General features: G+C 66.5%; 15 protein-coding genes. 6 read left to right on the top strand and 9 right to left on the bottom strand.

Annotated elements, in window-relative coordinates; translation table 11 throughout:
* Positions 1–4 precede the first annotated feature (4 nt).
* On the bottom strand, positions 5–1222 hold the full coding sequence (locus U1739_RS19135; RefSeq protein WP_332710195.1) for an efflux RND transporter periplasmic adaptor subunit: 1218 nt from the start codon (positions 1220–1222) through the stop codon (positions 5–7).
* Positions 1223–1474: 252 nt separating this feature from the next.
* Between U1739_RS19135 and U1739_RS19130 the strand changes: the two genes are divergently transcribed.
* Positions 1475–3181: an ATP-binding cassette domain-containing protein gene (locus U1739_RS19130; RefSeq protein ID WP_332710194.1), complete on the top strand. Its 1707-nt coding sequence runs from the start codon at positions 1475–1477 to the stop codon at positions 3179–3181.
* Here the strand turns inward: U1739_RS19130 and U1739_RS19125 are convergent.
* The 5 genes from U1739_RS19125 to U1739_RS19105 all read right to left on the bottom strand — a co-directional run bounded on the left by U1739_RS19125 (position 3140) and on the right by U1739_RS19105 (position 8869).
* Entirely contained in the window at positions 3140–4324 is a 1185-nt protein-coding gene (locus U1739_RS19125) for a nucleotidyltransferase family protein (RefSeq protein WP_332710193.1), read from the bottom strand. The genes U1739_RS19130 and U1739_RS19125 overlap by 42 nt on opposite strands.
* Before the next feature lie 202 nt (positions 4325–4526).
* Positions 4527–5633: an S-(hydroxymethyl)glutathione dehydrogenase/class III alcohol dehydrogenase gene (locus tag U1739_RS19120; RefSeq protein WP_332710192.1), complete on the bottom strand. Its 1107-nt coding sequence runs from the start codon at positions 5631–5633 to the stop codon at positions 4527–4529.
* A gap of 91 nt (positions 5634–5724) precedes the next feature.
* A complete protein-coding gene (locus tag U1739_RS19115) occupies positions 5725–6582 on the bottom strand; it encodes a TorF family putative porin (protein ID WP_332710191.1) in 858 nt (285 codons plus the stop codon).
* A 222-nt stretch (positions 6583–6804) separates the two neighbouring features.
* Positions 6805–8133: an ATP-binding protein gene (locus U1739_RS19110; protein ID WP_332710190.1), complete on the bottom strand. Its 1329-nt coding sequence runs from the start codon at positions 8131–8133 to the stop codon at positions 6805–6807.
* A 10-nt stretch (positions 8134–8143) separates the two neighbouring features.
* Positions 8144–8869, bottom strand: a complete 726-nt coding sequence (locus U1739_RS19105) for a response regulator transcription factor (protein ID WP_332710189.1) — start codon at positions 8867–8869, stop codon at positions 8144–8146.
* A gap of 146 nt (positions 8870–9015) precedes the next feature.
* On the opposite strand from U1739_RS19105, the gene rpiA reads away from it, so the two are divergent.
* The 5 genes from rpiA to U1739_RS19080 all read left to right on the top strand — a co-directional run bounded on the left by rpiA (position 9016) and on the right by U1739_RS19080 (position 15001).
* A complete protein-coding gene (rpiA, locus tag U1739_RS19100) occupies positions 9016–9696 on the top strand; it encodes a ribose-5-phosphate isomerase RpiA (RefSeq protein ID WP_332710188.1) in 681 nt (226 codons plus the stop codon).
* Positions 9697–9763: 67 nt separating this feature from the next.
* Positions 9764–11845: a transketolase gene (gene tkt, locus U1739_RS19095; RefSeq protein WP_332710187.1), complete on the top strand. Its 2082-nt coding sequence runs from the start codon at positions 9764–9766 to the stop codon at positions 11843–11845.
* Positions 11846–11967: 122 nt separating this feature from the next.
* Complete coding sequence (tal, locus tag U1739_RS19090; protein ID WP_332710186.1) at positions 11968–13077, top strand: transaldolase; 1110 nt, start codon at positions 11968–11970, stop codon at positions 13075–13077.
* A 5-nt stretch (positions 13078–13082) separates the two neighbouring features.
* On the top strand, positions 13083–14198 hold the full coding sequence (gnd, locus tag U1739_RS19085) for a phosphogluconate dehydrogenase (NAD(+)-dependent, decarboxylating) (RefSeq protein ID WP_332710283.1): 1116 nt from the start codon (positions 13083–13085) through the stop codon (positions 14196–14198).
* Positions 14195–15001, top strand: a complete 807-nt coding sequence (locus U1739_RS19080; protein ID WP_332710185.1) for a Cof-type HAD-IIB family hydrolase — start codon at positions 14195–14197, stop codon at positions 14999–15001. The genes gnd and U1739_RS19080 overlap by 4 nt, the downstream gene beginning before the upstream one ends.
* 219 nt (positions 15002–15220) lie before the next feature.
* Here the strand turns inward: U1739_RS19080 and U1739_RS19075 are convergent, their stop codons facing one another.
* From U1739_RS19075 to U1739_RS19065, 3 genes are read right to left on the bottom strand one after another with little or no spacing between them, the layout of a single operon-like run.
* The gene (locus U1739_RS19075; RefSeq protein WP_332710184.1) at positions 15221–15967 is read right to left on the bottom strand and encodes an NTP transferase domain-containing protein; all 747 of its coding nucleotides are present in this window, start codon (positions 15965–15967) and stop codon (positions 15221–15223) included.
* A complete protein-coding gene (locus U1739_RS19070) occupies positions 15964–16875 on the bottom strand; it encodes a hypothetical protein (protein WP_332710183.1) in 912 nt (303 codons plus the stop codon). Before U1739_RS19070 ends, U1739_RS19075 begins: the two co-directional genes overlap by 4 nt.
* Positions 16872–17915 carry a diacylglycerol/lipid kinase family protein gene (locus U1739_RS19065; protein ID WP_332710182.1) on the bottom strand — a complete coding sequence of 348 codons (1044 nt, stop codon included), beginning with the start codon at positions 17913–17915 and terminating at the stop codon, positions 16872–16874. Before U1739_RS19065 ends, U1739_RS19070 begins: the two co-directional genes overlap by 4 nt.
* Positions 17916–18054 lie beyond the last annotated feature (139 nt).

Here is an 18054-nt window from a genome sequence, read left to right as displayed (position 1 = left end):
GCTGTTAACGCACCGTTGCTTCGGAGGAGGGCGGCGCACTATCCGGCTGCGCGCTGGGCGCGACGGCATCGGGGCGGGCGGCGATACGGGTCAGCTTCGGCGTGACGGGCGCACCTGGCTGCAAATTGGTGATGCCGGCAATGATCACGCGCTCGTTGGGCTTCACCCCCGATTTGATCACGCGCAGGCCATCCACGAGCGGGCCGGTCTCGACCGGGCGCGGGGTGGCCTTGTTGTCCTTGCCGACGACATAAACGAGCTTGCGGGTCTGATCCGTCGTGATCGCTTCGTCGGGCACCAGCATCGCGCGGTACGTGCCCGAACCGAGCAGACGCGCGCGGCCGAACATGCCGGGGGTGAGGAAGCCGTTGGGGTTGGGGATCAGGGCATGGGCGCGGATCGTGCCCGAATTCTGGTCGATCGCGTTATCGAGGAAGTCCATCTTGCCGCGCCAGCGATAGGTCGGCTCGTCGGCCAGCTTGACCTCGACCGGATTGGCCGTGCCGCGCGAGGAACCGCGCTCGCCGGTGCTGTCCTGCCGCAGATACTTGAGATAGAAGCTTTCCGCGCCTTCGAAGGTGAACCAGATCGGATCGGTCGAGACGACGCGGGTCAGCACCGTCGTGCCCTCGGTGGCGAAATTGCCCTTCGAGACGCGACGGTTGGAGACGCGACCGGCGACCGGCGCGCGCACCGTGGTGAAGCTGAGGTTGAGCTGCGCGGTGTTCACCGCGGCGCGACCGGCCGCGACATCGGCCAAGGCGGTGCCGACGGCGGCGGTCTTCTGCTCCGATTCCTCCCGCGAGATTGCCTGCGCCTCAAGCAATTTGCCGGCGCGGGCGCTTTCGCTGCGGGCATTGACCAACGTCGCCTGGGCCTTGGCCTGCGTCGCCTGCGCCTGCATCAAGGCAGCGCGATACGGCCGCGGATCGATCACGAACAAGGGCTGGCCGCTGCGCACATACTGCCCGTCGGTAAACAATACCTGATCGATCGTGCCCGACACACGCGGGCGGATCTCGGCATCCTGCAACGCCTCGAACCGGCCGACATATTCGTCCCAGTCATTCACCTCGCGCTGCAACGGCAGCGCCACGGACACGCCGGGCGGCGGCGGTGGCGGCGGCGCTTCCTTGGCGCAGGCGGCAAGCGCCAAAAGTGCGGCGCTCGTACCCATGGTACGCAACCAACCAGCCTGTTCGATCATCAGAAAAGTCCCCACGGCGATATTCCGGCTTGTCCCGGCCACCCTCCACACGCTATCCGGACCGTCCGGCAGGTGCTGAGCGCCACCAAGTGTTGATCACCAACCGCTACTTCAAGTGGCGGCGATCAATTAATGTACCGCCCGGTAGCATATTATATTGCTGCATTGCAACAGGGCTCGTCATTTTGCCGTTGGCGCATGTCGCGATATGCTGCTCCGGTGGGGCCGATCGATCCTATCAGCAATGCCGCGCGACAGCGAGGCAGCATGCGACGCGCGGCGGCGGATTTCGTCCGCGCCTTTGCCGATCATGCCGGCTGGCGCGGGCTGCGCGCGGTGGCGTTGGTCGCTGCCGGTGCGCTGCTCGAGGGCGTCAGCGTCATCCTTTTAATCCCGATTTTGGGTGTCGTCGTGCCCGGCGGGGCCGAGGGCTGGCGCGGCTGGCTGAACGAACCGCTGCGCGCGATCGGGGCGGTCACAGCGCTGCAGCAATTGGCGGTGCTGCTCGGCGCGTTCCTGCTGGTCGCGATACTGCGCGCGGCGTTGCTTTACGCGCGTGATGTCAGGTTGGCAGAGCTGCAGAGCGGATTCGTCGAGGCGTTGCGCAATCGCGCGCTCGGTACGCTGGCCGCAGCGCCGTGGAGCCGCATCGTCGCACTGCGCCATGCCCGCCTGACCAATCTGCTCGGCAGCGAGATGCAACGCGTCGCCGGCAGCGCGCAGTTCCTCATCCAAGGCAGCGTCGCGGCGGTGTTACTGGCGGTGCAGGGCGCGCTGGCGCTGAGCCTGGCGCCGGGCTTCGCCTTGCCGGTGCTGCTGGTGCTCGCGCTGGGCGCGTTCCTGGTGTTCCGCGGCCACCGGCGATCGCATGATCTGGGCAAGGATGTGCTGCGCGAAGCCCAAGAGATGATGGCCAGCGCGAGCGGCCTGCTCGGTGGGCTGAAGGCGGCGGCGGCGCAGAACGGCCAGGGCCATTTCCTGCGCGAATTCGCCATGATCCAGACGCAGTTGCGCCGCCACGGCCTGGCCTTTCAGCGCAGGCAGGCGCGGGCGCGCGGTGCCTTCGGGCTGGGATCGGCGATGGCCGGGGCGGCGCTGGTGTTCGGTGGGGTGGCGTACGGCATTGCCGCGCCGGTGCTGATCGCGCTGATCCTGATCTTCGCGCGGATGAGCGGCCCCGCGCAGCAGATCCAGACCGCGACCCAGCAATTCTTCTTCGGCCTGCCGAGCTTCGAGGGCATCCGGCAACTCGAGGCCGATCTGGCTGACGGCACACCCGCCGTTACGCCGATCGCCCCCCTGCCCGGCCCGATCGAGCTGCGCGACGCACGGTATCTGCATCCCGGCGGCGGCGGCGTCGCGCAGGCTAGTCTGGCCATCGCGCCTGGCAGCTTTGTCGGGATCAGCGGCCCGTCCGGGGCGGGCAAGACGACTTTGGTCGACTTGCTGATCGGGCTGATCGCGCCGCAAGCCGGCGAGATGCGCGTTGGCGGCGTGGCGCTTGACGCGCAACGGCGCGCCGGCTGGCGCGACGGCGTGGCCTATGTGCCGCAGGACGGTTTCCTGTTTCACGATAGCGTGCGGCGCAATCTGTGCTGGGACGGTGCAGCGGATGACGCCGCTTTGGCCCGCGCCGTCGCGCTCGCCGGCGCCGGGCCGCTGATCGAGCGGCTCGACCATGGGTTGGAGACGGTGGTCGGCGAGCGTGGCGCCTTGCTGTCCGGCGGCGAGCGCCAGCGCATCGCGCTGGCCCGCGCGCTGGTTCGCCCGTGCCGGCTGCTGGTGCTCGACGAGGCCGCCAATGCGATCGACGCCGCGGGCGAAGCGGCACTGCTGGCGCGGCTAGCGGCGCTTGATCCGCGACCGACGATCCTGATGGTCTCCCACCGCGCCGACAGCATGGCATTGTGCGACCACGTCATCCGGGTCGAGTCAGGTGTGGTGACGTGCGCGCAGTCGCCGCGCCAGCCATAGCGGCCCGCGCAGCAGGACGAAGAGCAGTTCGAGCTGTCGCGGCAGCGGCAGCGCCAACACGTCTTCCAGAGCGATCGCGTGAGCGCGGAAATAAGCCCAGAGATCGGCGCGGTCGCGCGACAGCATGAGCCGCGCGCGGATCAGCTTGGCCTGCCCCGCCCGCCGCTCAGCGATCTCCGCCTCTGCCCCCGGCCCGGCCAGCAGGTCCAGCGCGGCCGCGACCAGCCGGCCGACCTTGGCGTTGCGCTCCAGCGTGTCGCGCAGGGTCTGCGGCAGGGGCATGGCGAGCAGGCGATGCGCCAGCAACAACGCCTGCCCGGCAATGTCGCCGACCTCGCGTTGCTGCGCAGCGTGATAGAGCCGTTCGATCTCGGCGGGTGGGTGATGCGACAACCAGGCGGCGATGTCGGCGAGCCATTTGAGCCGGATCCAGCCGTGCGCCGCGCCGTGCACGCAGAGATAGGCGAACAGATCGTCGTGCGGCAGCGTGCGCAATGCGCGATCGCCGTCCGCCCAGCGGACGGTCTCGGTCGCGCCCCCGGGATCGAGATCGGGCAGGACGCGGGGATTGTGCGTCAGCCGCCAATGCAATTCGAGCTGCACGCCGGTGGCGGCATGGACCATGGTCAGCTCGCGGCCATAGCGCAGCACCTTGGCCATGTCGTGCGGCGACAGGCGCGCGCGGGGGAGCTGCAAGCGATACCCGGCGTGTTCGGCGACGCCGCGCGCCGCCGCGAGATCGGTGTGCCGGACGAGGAGGTCGATGTCCTTGGCATGCTTGATCGCCTGCGTGCCATAGGCCTGTTCGGCCAGCGCGGCGCCCTTGACCAGCACGGAGGCGATGCCCTGCGCATCGAACAATGCCTGCAGCCGCACGCTTTCCGCCCCTAGGAGGCGATTGCGCAGCACCAGCCGGGCGGCGTCGCGCGCGAGGTGATCGGCCAGTGCCGGCGGCAGCATTACCCCGGCGGCGGCGAGCGCGGCGCGGGCCTGGGCCTGTACGCGGTGCCGCCGCATCAGCGTGGCGACCAGGGGCCAGGCCACATCCTCCGCCGCCGCGCGAACCGCTTCATCGCGCGCCGGGGATGGCGGCCAACGGCAGCATGACGCGACCAGCGCCATCTCGCGGCTGAGCGTGGTCATGGCAGCGGTGGCCTCGGCATGCGGCGAGGCTATCGCGCGGCGGGGCGGAAGGCCAGTGGGGGTTGTTAAACCCTTCCTTGCTTCCCCGGCGGAGGCCGGGGCCCAGTGGCGGAGCAGTAGATAACTGCCGCTGCGCTACTTTACATCCGCCATCGCGACTGGGCCCCGGCCTTCGCCGGGGAAGCGCTAGAAGATTACTTTCTCAGTACAGCACCACCGTGCGGATGCTTTCGCCGGCATGCATCAGCTCGAAACCCTTGTTGATATCCTCCAGCGGCAGCACGTGGGTGATCATCGGGTCGATCTCGATCTTGCCGTTCATGTACCAGTCGACGATCTTGGGCACATCGGTACGGCCCTTGGCGCCGCCGAACGCGGTGCCGCGCCAGTTGCGGCCGGTAACCAGCTGGAACGGCCGCGTGGCGATTTCCTTGCCCGCTTCGGCCACGCCGATGATGATGCTGGTACCCCAGCCGCGATGGCAGGCCTCGAGCGCGGTGCGCATGACATCGGTGTTGCCGGTGCAATCGAAGGTGTAATCCGCGCCGCCGTCGGTCAGCGCCACGAGATGCGCGACGAGATCGCCGACCTGCTTCGGGTTGACGAAATGAGTCATGCCGAACTTGCGGCCCCATTCCTCGCGATCGGGATTGAGATCGACGCCGACGATCATGCCAGCGCCGGCCATGCGCGCGCCCTGCAGCACGTTGAGCCCGATGCCGCCCAGACCAAACACGATCACCGTATCGCCGACCTGCACCTTGGCGGTGTTGACCACGGCGCCGACCCCGGTGGTGACGCCGCAACCGATATAGCAGCTCGTCTTGAACGGCGCGTCGTCGCGGATCTTGGCGACGGCGATCTCGGGCAGCACGGTGAAGTTGGAGAAGGTCGAGCAGCCCATATAATGGAAGATCGGCTGGCCATTATACGAGAAGCGCGTGGTGCCGTCCGGCATCAGCCCCTTGCCCTGCGTGGCGCGGATCGCGGTGCACAGGTTGGTCTTGCCGCTGAGGCACGATTTACACTGGCGGCATTCGGGCGTGTAAAGCGGGATGACGTGATCCCCGGGCGCCACACTGGTCACCCCGGCGCCGACCTCGCGCACGATCCCGGCACCCTCATGGCCGAGCACGCTGGGGAAGATGCCCTCCGAATCGAGCCCGTCGAGCGTATAGGCATCGGTGTGGCAGATGCCGGTGGCCATGATCTCGACCAGCACTTCGCCGGCCTTGGGCCCTTCCAGATCGAGTTCGACGATCTCGAGCGGCTGCTTGGCTTCGAACGCGACGGCGGCGCGGGTCTTCATGGCGGCGATCTCCTTGTGCGCGGCCCGCTTACTGCGGTTGCCCTGCCCGCGACAAGGTCGCGCGCGCCCGGAGACGCGCGCGACGCGAGGATCAGAAAGCGGCGCTGACCGAGAACACGACTTGCGCGTCGGCGATCGACTTGCCTTCCGCCGACGAGAAGTTCGGCAGCAGATAGGCGGACTGGCGCTTGCTGATGTCGGTGTCGACATAAGCGGCGCCAACCGTCAGCGGCGTGCCCTTGATGGCGAAATCGGCGCCGAGCATCCAATCCCAATATTTGCCGGTCGGCGCGACGCTGGTGCCGTTGGGCCCAAGGCCGGGATTGCCATCCGAATAGCCGATATGACCCTTCACGGTCAGCGGCGTATTGGGCACGCCGGCGCTGGCGTCACCCCATAGATACAGATTGTCTTCTTTGTCACCGGCATCGTCATAGGCGCCGCCGGCCAGCACGTCCTGCGCGTTGGTACCGGTGAACGACCAATTGCCCAGCGCCTGCTGCTTGGGCGCATAGGCCACGCCGGCGAGCAACGTGACCGGGCCGACCGTGCCGCTCAATTTGACATAAGGCTCGGCGAAATCGGTTTTGTCCGACCCGCCCGGATACATGTACCAGGTGAGGCCGATATCGACCGCGCCACCGCCGACCGGCACCTTATAGCCGGCAATGAGATCGAGTTCGGTGTTCGAGCCACCGAACGTGCCCCAGCCGGCCAGGTTCGATGCCCAGGTGCCGACATACACGCCGCTGCTGTGCGTAATCGTCAGGCCGCCCTGAACGGCAAGTTCCTCGTCCGACTGCGAAACGCCGCGAAAGCGATAATCGGATACCAAGGCGACCGAACCAGTAACGGTGATCTCTTTGGGCGGGGCGGTCTCGTCCTGCGCGAAGGCAGGTTGAGCGGCGAGAAGCATGGCCGCGCCAGCGAGCTTAAGCGACAATTTCATGGAAACCTCCAAAAGAATAACTGTGAGGTTCCAGCCCGCGTGCCCAATCCGTCGCGCCTCTTCCCCCAAACGAGGGAGGGTGACGATCGCTCTGGGCGTTACCGAGGTATCGTGGATTACTTGCCGCCTTGTCAATTATGCGGCGGCGCCGGGTCGCCGGATTCCGGCAAGGTGCGACATGTAGGATACACTCAGCGAAATGCGTTGCCCTGTGCCTTGGCGTCAGGCGGGGACCGGGGGCGCCGCCAGAGTGATCGTCGCGCAAAGCCCACCGCCATCGCGCGTCGATAGCGCCAGCGTGCCGCCCTGCGCCTCCACCGTGCGCGCGACGATCGCCAGACCCAGGCCGAAACCGACCACGTCGCGCTGCCGCGCATCGTCGAGCCGCACGAACGGCTCAAGCACGCGGGCGAAATCCGCCTCGGGGATGCCCGGGCCGTCATCCTCGACCACGATCTTCACCCGATCCTCGACGCGCGACAGCCGCAGCCAGACGTGATCGCCATAGCGCGCGGCATTGTCCGCCAAATTGTTGATCGCGCGCCGGAGCGCCATCGGGCGCAGTACCAGATCGAGATGATCGGGGCCGACATATTCCGCATCATGGCCGGCATCGGCGAGATTATCGACGATTGTCGCGCACAGGATAGCGAGATCGCTGCGCACCGGCTTTTCCGGTTCATCGTCGCCGCCAAGAAAGGCGAGCAACGAGGCGATCATCGCTTCCATCTCGGCGACGTCCTGCTCGACCGAGCGGCGCAATTCGGCATCGGGAATCGCGTCGGAGCGCAATTTCAGCCGCGCCAGCGGCGTGCGCATGTCATGCCCGACCGCGGCCAGCGCCTGCGCTTGTTCGGCAATCAGCCGAGTGATGCGATCCTGCATGCGATTGAAGGCGCCGGTCATGCGGCGCACCTCGCGCGGCCCGGATTCGGGCACGGCTCCGCCGACGCCGCTATGGCCGAAATCGTCCGCCGCGGCGGCGAGCCGGCGCAGCGGGAACAGCATGCGCCGCACCAGCAAGATGCCCAATGCGAGCAGCGCGATGGCCGGGATCAGCGTCAACGCGATGCGTTCGATCGTCAGGTTGACGGTCACCAGCGGCTCGATCGTGCGGAAATACAGCCAGCTGCCATCCGGCAGCCGAAGCCCGCCGGTGACGAAGGGATTGCGCCCTGGCGAGGTCAATTGCAGCCGCAGATCGGCTGCGGCAAGCGACGGTTCCCAGGCGACCACCTGCTCGCGCATCTCATCCAAAGTCGGCGCGATCGGCGGCGGCGGGGGCAATGCCTGTTGCCAGCGCAACGCGTAGCGATCGGTGGTCAGCTCCGCGGCCATTTCGGCGCGCTCGGCCGGCGGCTGTTCGGCGACGAGCTTGCGGCTGATGACGAGATGCTCGGCGAGCCGGTGGGCCTCGTCCTCGCGCACGGCGAACTGGCTGGCGCGTTCGTACAGCAAGGTGCTGACGCCAAATTCCAGCGCCAGGGTGAGCAGCAGGATGGCAATGACGCGGCCGACGATGCCGATCGAGGGCGCGACCAGGCGTTTCATGCGTGGGCGATCAACTGCGCGTCACGCTCGCCGTCATCATATAGCCAACGCCGCGTACCGTGACGATCGGGGCGGGCTTGTCGTCATGGCTGAGCTTGCGGCGCAGCCGGCTGACCAGCACGTCGACGCTGCGATCGGAACTGTCGCCAAGGCGGCTGCGCGACAATTCGATCAGCCGATCGCGCGCGATGACCCGGCCGGCATGGTCAATCAGGCTGACCAACAGATCGAATTCGGCGCCGGTGAGATCGACCAAGGAGCCCGATGGCGACAGCAATTCGCGCCGCGACAGATTGGCTTGCCAGCCGTCGAAGGTCAGCAAGCCCTGTTCGGGCCGACCGTGGCGGCGATCGAGCGCACCGCGGCGCAGCACCGCGCGCACCCGCGCGACGAGCTCGGACGTGCCGAACGGCTTGGCGATATAATCGTCGGCGCCGAGCTCCAGCCCGACGACGCGATCGGTCTCGCTGCCCTTGGCGCTGATGAAGATGATCGGCACGTCGCTTTTCTGGCGCAGCGCACGACACAGATCGATGCCGCTGGTGCCCGGCAACATCACGTCGAGCAGCACCAGATCGACCGGCCCCGCCTCCAGCGCGCGCCACATTTCCGGTGCGGAGCCGGCCGGGCGGACGATATAGCCGTTCTGCTGCAGCGCGCGCGTGGTGAGCGTGCGGATCGCGGGATCATCCTCGACCAGCACGATCGCCTGGGCGGGGGATAGCGTTTCTGTCATGCTCATTGTTGCTAAGAAATAGGCGTCGTGGGGGTCGCGGTCAACGCGGAGGCCAATTCAGTGCCGTTTCGGAAACGTTTTGACACATGCTTGGCATGGCAGCGTAGGCGGCTACGTGCAGCCCGGTTACCCTGAAGGACGAAACGATGGCGCAAGACGACGACAAGCGTGCAGCGGCCGACGCGGCGGCGGCAGAGATAGCTGATGGCATGGTCGTCGGGCTGGGCACCGGATCGACCGCCGCGTTTCTCATCGCACGCTTGGCCGCGCGGGTGCGGGGCGGCCTGCGCATCACCGCGGTGGCGACATCGCTGGCGACCGAACGGGCGGCCACCGAGGCTGGCATCACCATCATTCCGTTCGACAATCTCGCCGCGATCGATCTGGCGATCGACGGGGTAGACGAGATCGATGGCGCGTTGCGCGCGATCAAGGGTGCGGGCGGCGCGATGCTGCGCGAAAAGATCGTCGCCAGCGCGGCGCGGCGGATGATCGCGATCGGCGATGGCTCGAAAAGGGTCGATATACTCGGGGCCGCTCCGGTGCCGATCGAGGTGCTGCCGCTGGCCCTCGCATTCGTGGCGGCACAGGTGGAAGCGCTGGGCGGCGACACGACTCAGCGGATGCGCGACGGGCGATCCTATCGCACTGATCAGAACAATGCCGTGCTCGACGGCGTTTTTCCGATCGGCTTCGATTCCACGACGCTGGCGACGCAACTCTCTGCAATTCCCGGCGTTCTTGGCCACGGACTGTTTCTCACCGAGATCGATTCTGCGTATATCTCGGCTGCCGGGGTTGTAACCCGGCTTGACCGGGCCAGTTAAGCACGCAGAAGCAACCGCGCCGCGCCCCTCGCGTTGAGGGAGCCTAAAGCCTCAAGGAAGTTTGATCATGAGCGACGCCCCAGCGACCGACACCCCAGCCGGCCTGCATGAGGATGGGTCGCTCGATCGGCTGACCATCGACACGATCCGCACGCTCTCGATGGACGCGGTGGCCAAGGCCAAATCGGGCCATATCGGCACGCCGATGGCGCTGGCCCCGGTCGGGCATACGCTCTGGTCGCAATTCCTGCGCACCGATCCCGATCGCCCGGATTGGGCCAATCGCGATCGTTTCGTGCTGTCGGTGGGCCATGCCTCGATGCTGCTCTATTCGCTGATCCACCTCGCCGGGATCAAGGAGATCGACAAGGACGGCAAGCCGAGCGGCTCGCCCGCAGTGAGCCTGGAGGATATCCGCCAGTTCCGGCAGCTGTCGTCGCGCACCCCAGGCCATCCCGAATATCGCCATACCACCGGCGTAGAGACGACCACCGGGCCGCTGGGGGCGGGTTGCGGCAATTCGGTCGGCATGGCGATCGCCGAGCGCTGGCTGGCGGCGCGCTACAACAAGCCGGGCTACACGCTGTTCGACCACAATATCTACACGCTGGCCGGCGACGGCGACATGATGGAAGGCGTGGCCAGCGAGGCGGCCAGCCTGGCCGGGCATCTCAAGCTCTCCAACCTGTGCTGGATCTACGATTCGAACAAGGTATCGATCGAGGGCAGCACCGACCTGGCGTTCGACGAGGATTGCGGCAAGCGCTTCGAGGCGTATGGCTGGAACGTGATCCATGTCGACGATGCCAACGACACCAAGGCGGTGGCCGCGGCGCTGGAAACGTTCCTTGCCACCGACGACAAGCCGACCTTCATCGTGGTGAAAAGCATCATCGGTTACGGCAGCTCGATCCAGGGCACGGCCAAGGCGCATGGCGAGGCGATGACCGCCGACGACATTCGCGGCACCAAAAAGGCCTATGGCTGGCCCGAAGACGCGCAGTTCCTGGTGCCCGAGGGCGTCGCCGACGCGTTTAACAAGGCGATCGCCGATCGCGGGACCAAGCTGCGCGTGGAATGGGAAGCGACGCTGGAACGCTACCGTGCCGCCGAGCCGGACCTTGCCAAGGAACTCGACGCCATCCTGTCCGATCAGCTTCCTGAAGGCTGGGATGCCGACATTCCGGTATTCGACGCGGATGAGAAGGGCATGGCCTCGCGCGATGCCGGCGGCAAAGTGCTCAACGCGATCGCACCCAAGCTGCCATGGCTGCTCGGCGGTTCGGCGGATCTGGGGCCATCGACCAAGACCACGATCGACCATGGCGGCTCGTTCCAGGCGGCGAGCTATGACGGACGCAACCTGCATTTCGGCGTGCGCGAACATGGCATGGGCGCGGTGGTCAACGGCATGGCGCTGTCACACTTGCGGGCGTACGGCGCGACCTTCCTGGTGTTCTCGGACTACATGCGTCCGCCGGTGCGACTGGCGGCGATCATGGAACTCGGCGCGATCTTCGTGTTCACGCACGATTCGATCGGCGTGGGCGAGGACGGCCCGACCCACCAGCCGATCGAGCATCTCGCCACGCTGCGTGCGATCCCGGGGCTCGATACGATCCGGCCGTGCGATGCCAATGAGACGGCCTGGGCATGGAAGGCCGCGCTGACCGAGAATAACCGCCCGGCGGCGCTAATCTTCTCGCGCCAGGCGCTGCCGACGCTGGATCGCACCAAATACGCTTCGGCCGAAGGGCTGATGAAGGGTGGCTATGTGCTGGCCGACAGCGAAAGCCCGGAAGTGATCCTGATCGCGACGGGCAGCGAAGTGTCGCTGGCGGTGAAGGCGTACGAGCAGCTCAAGGCCGAGGGTATTCAGGCCCGTGTCGTCTCGCTGCCGAGCTGGGCACGCTACGAGCTGCAGGATGCGGCGTACAAGGAATCGGTGCTACCCAAGGCGGTGACCGCGCGGCTCGCGATCGAGCAGGGCGGCGAGATCGGCTGGGATCGCTATGTCGGGCTGGACGGCCGGACGATCACCATGTCGACTTTCGGGGCCTCGGCACCGATCGCCAAGCTGCAGGACAAGTTCGGCTTCACCGTGGAGAATGCGGTGAAAGTGGCCAAGGAATTGCTGGGTAAGGCGTAACGGTCACCCTCACCCTTCCGGCGCTGCGCGCCTCCCTCCCTCTCCGATCGGGAGAGGGAAAGGAGCCGGCGAAGCCGGCGGGAAGGGTGAGGGCGACGTCACATTAGTAGAAGGAAAAGATCATGGGCCGTCTCAACGATCTCGCCGGCGCGGGCCAAGCTGTCTGGCTCGACTTTGTCGATCGCAAGTTCCTCGCCGCGGGCGGCCTGCAGAAGATGGTCGATGAAGACGGGCTGACCGGGGTCACCTCCAATCCGTCGATCTTCGAAAAGGCGATGGGGCATGGCGACGCCTATGACGCAGAGCTTGCCGCCTATGACAAGAACCATCCCGGCGCGGCGACGATCGATCGCTACGAGCATCTCGCCATCCTCGACATCCAGGCGGCGGCGGACACGCTGCGCCCGGTGTACGACCGGCTCGATGCGAAGGACGGCTATGTCAGCCTGGAAGTCTCGCCCTATCTCGCCAACGATACCGATGCGACCATCGCCGAGGCGAAGAAATTATGGGGCGCGGTAAACCGGCCCAATCTAATGATCAAGATTCCGGGGACGCCGGCCGGCGTCCCCGCGATCGCCGCGACGATCGCCGAAGGCATCAACGTCAACGTGACGTTGTTATTCTCGATCGAGGCCTACAAGTCGGTCGCCGAAGCCTATGTCACCGGGCTCGAGGAGCGCGTGCGGCAGGGCCAGCCGATCGACCGCATTGCCAGCGTGGCGAGCTTCTTCGTCAGCCGAATCGATGCCAAGATCGATGACAAGATCGATGCCGGTATCGGCGGCGACGAGGCCAAGGCGCTGAAGGGCAAGGTAGCGATCGCCAATGCCAAAATGGCCTATGCCTGGTATGAAGAGTTCATCGCTACGGAACGGTGGCAGAAACTGGCCGCCAAGGGCGCGCAGGTGCAGCGGCTGCTCTGGGCCTCGACCGGCACGAAGAACCCGGACTATTCCGACACGCTGTATCTCGACACGCTGATCGGCAAGGACACGGTCAATACCGTGCCGCCCAAGACGATGGATGCGTTCCGCGAGCGCGGCACGGTGGGGCAGACGCTGGCGGCGGATGTCGATGCGGCGCGCGACGTGATTGCGGCGCAGCAGCGGCTGGGGCTGGATCTGGACGGGGTGACGGATACCTTGGTCGAGGAGGCCGTGGCGAGCTTCTCCAAGGCGTTCGACGATCTGCTCGGCGCGATCGCGGCGAAGCATCCGGCGGAAGCCTGAGATAAATCGCCCTCACCTTTCCGCGCTGCGCGCTCCCTCCCTCTCCCGTCGGGAGAGGGAAAAGACGGCGAAGCCGGCGAAGGGTGAGGGCGACGCCTTTTCAATCCGACGAAATTCCTAAAGGACACAGCCACATGAAGATCGGGATCATCGGCCTCGGCCGGATGGGCGGAAACATTGCGCGGCGGCTGATGCTGGCGGGCCACGAGGCGGTGGTGTTCGATCGCAATCAGCCGGCGATCGATGCGCTGACCGCGGATGGCGGGATTGCCGCATCCTCGCTCGAGGACATGAAGAGCAAGCTCGATCACCCCGCCATCTTCTGGGTGATGCTGCCGGCAGGCGCGCCGACCGAGCAGACCGTGACCAGCATCGCCGCTTTGTGCGGCGAGGGCGACATCATCATCGATGGCGGCAACAGCTTCTACAAGGACGACGTGCGCCGCGCGCAGACGCTGGCCGAGAAGGGCATCCGCTACGTCGATGTCGGTACGTCGGGCGGCGTCTGGGGTTTGGAACGCGGCTATTGCATGATGATCGGTGGCGCCAAGGAGGCGGTCGATCATATCGATCCGATGCTCGCCGCGCTGGCGCCGGGCCTGGGCACGATCCCGCGCACGCCGGGGCGCATGGCCAATGACGGCGAGGACGAACGCGCCGAGCAGGGCTATATCCATGCCGGCCCGCCGGGCGCCGGCCACTTCGTCAAGATGGTGCATAACGGCATCGAATATGGCCTGATGCAGGCCTATGCCGAGGGTTTCGACATCCTCAAGGGCAAGTCGTCCGAGCATCTGGCCGAGGATCAGCGCTTCGATCTCAACCTGACCGATATCGCCGAAGTGTGGCGGCGCGGCAGCGTGATCTCGTCCTGGCTGCTCGATCTCTCGGCGATCGCGCTGGCCAAGGACATGGACCTCAAGGACTTTACCGGCAGCGTCGCGGATTCGGGCGAAGGCCAGTGGACGATCGATGCGGCGATGGAGGAGAAGGTGCCCGCCAACGTGCTCACCGCCGCCTTGTTCGCGCGCTATCGCAGCCGTGTGGATCACACGTTCGGCGACAAATTGCTCTCGGCGATGCGCTACGGCTTTGGCGGACATGTCGAGATGCCACAGTGAACGACGCGATCCGCCTGGTGGTGTCGGATGTCGACGGGACGCTGGTCGACAAGCAGAAGCAGGTGACGGACAGCACGGCCGCAGCGGTTGGACGGCTGACCGACGCGGGCCTGGGCTTCACGATCATCAGCGCGCGGCCCCGTTCGGGCATGATGCCGATCGCCGACAAGCTGAGCATCGACGCGCCGATGGGCGCGTTCAACGGCGGCACCGTGTTCAAGCGCGATGGCACGATCCTGTGCCAGCACCGCGTCGATCCGGAGGTTGTGCGGACGATGCTCGAGCTGGCCGAGGGGGTCGCGGCGGACATCTGGGTGTTCGCCGATGACCTCTGGTATGCCAGCACCGATCGGGGCGGACATATCGGCAGCGAGCGCAAGGCATCGAACCAAGAGCCGGTGATCACGCAGGATTTTGCTCGGTTCGTCGAGCGGACCGACAAGATGACGTTCGTCAGCGACGATCCGGCAGTGTTGCAGGGCCTGCACGCGCGCGCGGCGCACCTCAGCGACCGCGCGACGATCATGCAAAGCCAGACCTATTATCTCGACGTTACCGCCCTGCCCGCCAATAAGGGTGACGGCATCGCGCTGCTGGCGGAAGCGATGGGCACCCCATTGTCGGCGGTGGCCGCGATCGGCGATCAGGCCAACGATCTGCCCATGTTCGCGCGCGCCGGCCTGTCGATCGCAATGGGCCAGGGGCCGGCAGAGGTGCGGGCCAAGGCCGATCTGGTGACCGGCGGGAATGATGACGATGGTGTGGCGCAGGCGATCGACGGGATGATTTTAGGGCAGATCTAAAGCGTCCTTAGCACCCCAGCGAAGGCGGGAGCTTTGCATTGTCTCAAGAGAAGCCGTCATGCTGAACTTGTTTCAGCATCCATGCGCGGTCATCCGCCTCACGGACGTCGCCGGTTGGGCGACTGGCCGCGCATGGATGCTGAAACGAGTTCAGGATGACGGATAACATAGAGTCCCAAGTCTAACGCGTGAGATCCCAGCTTTCGCTGGGATGACGGATCAGCCTTCGATCAGCCCGCGGACCAGATCCAGGTCGCTTGGTTTGTCGACGTCTACCGCGGCCAGGCCGAACGGGCTTGCCACCATGCGCGCGGTCACACCGGCGAGCTTGCCGACATGGCCGAGCCCATCCGCCAATGTCAGCCGCCCGGCCAGATAGCGCAGCAGCAAGCGTGGCCCCAATCGACCGACGATGCGCCATGGCCGCTTGCGATCGGCCTCGACGCGCTGCCACAGATCAATCGCCGCCGCGGCCTTAGGCGTGGCGAGATAGAACAGGTTGCAGCCCGACCACGCGCCGTCGGCGAAGCGCAGGTACGTGCGCTTCGTCTCAGGCACCGCGCGTTCGATCACGTCGCGCCGCGCAAGCAGCACGGCAACATCGGCGTCGGCGGGAACATCGGCCAAAAACCGCGTGATCCATGCCGGCTCCAGCAGTGCATGATCCGCGGTCGTCACCAGCAACGGCGCGCCGAGTTCGGCGAAACCGCGCGCGGCGCTGGCGCTCGGGCCGGCCGCGGCGGCAATGACCTCGGCGCCGAGCTGTTCCGCAGCCGCGCGGACCGTGTCCGACGAGACCACCACCGCGATCCGCCCTGCCCCCGCCTCACGCAGCGCGGCGATGACACGCGCCAGCATGGTTCGCCCGCCAATCTCGATCATCGCTTTGTCGGTGACGCCGGCGTAATCGGCCAAGGGATCCACGCCGCCGCGCGAGCCCGCCAGCACCAAGGCGTTGAAGCTCACGAGGCGCGCGCGCGCATCACTCGCCACAGCACCGCCGGCGCGGCGAGCACCGGATGCGCCTCGCGCCACGGCGTCAGCTCGACGTCGATACCGGTATGGCGCTGCACTTTCCACAGCCCGTAGCGCGCCGCGCCGTCGAACGTGAAGGCGGCCTTGATCAGCCGCGCGATGTTGAGCGCCTTGCCGGCACGGACGCGGACCAGCCATGCCTGGGTCAGTGTGCGACAGGTTTCGAACGGCAGGCGCGGGGCGAGACGGCCGTCCTGCTCGGCATAGGCGACGTCGCCGGCCGCCCATGCGATCGGCAGCAACCTTTCATAGCGCGCCGGATCGTAGACCAGGATCTGCTGCTCGCGGCCGGGCGCTTCGACGCGCATCTCCGCACGGTAGGTTTCGCGGAACAGCGCCAGCCAATAGTCCCGCGGCGTGGCCTGCTCGGGTCCGAGCACCGCGGCGAAGCGCGCGGCGGTAATCGCCGCATCGCCGATCGCCCGCACCACGCGGCGCGCCACGACATCGTCGGCCCGCCACACCAAGGCCGAGGGCTGCACGAACCGCGTCCAGATCGTCGTGTCGATGAAGGAGCCGCGCGTCGCTTGCTCGAACGTGGCGAGCGGCATCGTCGCGACTTTGGCGCGCAGCGTGAGGCCATCGACGACGATCTCGTGAAAACTGACGTCCGGCCACAACCAGCGCATCCCGGCGCGACGCAACAGCGACCCGCGCGCACGGTCCGTCAACACATAGAAATCGAGCACGCCGTCCATGTCGCCGGTGCGCAGCGCCGAGCCATAGAACAACACCGCGCGACCGTTCAATTGTGCGGCCAATTGCGCCGCCATGCCGGCAATGCGGGCCGCGACCGGCGTTGCCAGTTCGTGTTCGACGAACTGGACCAGCGTATTCATGGCACGACGAACCGCATGGGCTTGCCCTGGCGCAGCGTCATCGTCCCGCCAGGGAAGGTCTCGCCGTCCAGGATGAATTCGCCGGCGAGCGTCAGCTCGACCTGCTTGGCATCGACGCGGTGATAGCCGCGCTCCGGCAGGAAAGCGGCTTCGTCGCCGGCGAGCAAGGCCGGCAGCGCCGACAGGATCCGCCGCGGCTGTGCTTCGATGCGCAGCAGCTTGAGCCCGCCACGCGTGCGGCCGAACGGCTTGATGCGCAGCGGCATCCGCGTCAGCGTCGAGCCGAGCAGCATATATTGCGGCGCATCGATCACCGTATTCCCGGTCGCGACGCGCATCCACTCGCCCTGCCGCCATGAATTGTCCCGCCCGCCGAACACGGTCTGCGCTACCGCGCCAAAGATCGACAGGCCGACCGCCAAGCCGTTGAACGCGCCGAAGCGATGCGTGGTCTGGGCCAGTTCGGTCGCGCGGACGAAGGCGCCGGCACCGAAGATGAAGCCGCGCAGGCTCGTTTCGACATCGCCCTCGCGCCACACTTCGAGCGGCGCGCGCTCCTTGATCCCGCCAAGCCGAATCGCCTCGACCGCATCGGCCACCGTCCAGTTGAGCGGCAGGCCAAGATCGACCGCCAGCGCATTGGTCTTGCCCGAGGGGATGATCGCGACCCGCGGAAACACGCGGGCAAAGTGCCGCAAGGCAGCCGACATCACGTCGCGAATCGTCCCGTCGCCACCATCGATGACCAGCGCGTTGACGCCGTTGGCGGCAAACGTCTCGAGCGCCTGATCGAGCTCGCGGTGCGAGCCGGGCATTGCATGGTCGCAGCCGGCGATTACCGCCGGGGGCTGACGCGATGCGTTATGCCGCGCACGCATATTGTGGATGATGCCGATGCGCACCTCGGCATCGGCCGGCGTCGCGATTCGCAGCGGCAGCGGGCGCTGCCGCGACACCTTGGCTGGCGCGGCCGGCGCGTCGGCCGGACGAGAGAAAGTGCCGGCCAGGCCTAATGCCTCGAACGGCAAACTGCTCTTCATCAATATTGCCCTTCCCGGCGATCACGACGCGTAACGAACGCACTCGCTGTTCGTTGCAAAAAGCAACGTTTCTGTCCTGCGTCTACTCGATGAACCTTATGCGACACCTTCGTGTCAGTATTTGGGCAGTCGATCAGGC

It is taken from the genome of Parasphingomonas puruogangriensis (genome assembly GCF_036663635.1).
GTDB lineage: Bacteria > Pseudomonadota > Alphaproteobacteria > Sphingomonadales > Sphingomonadaceae > Sphingomonas.
This window is presented reverse-complemented; position numbering and strand designations above follow the sequence as displayed.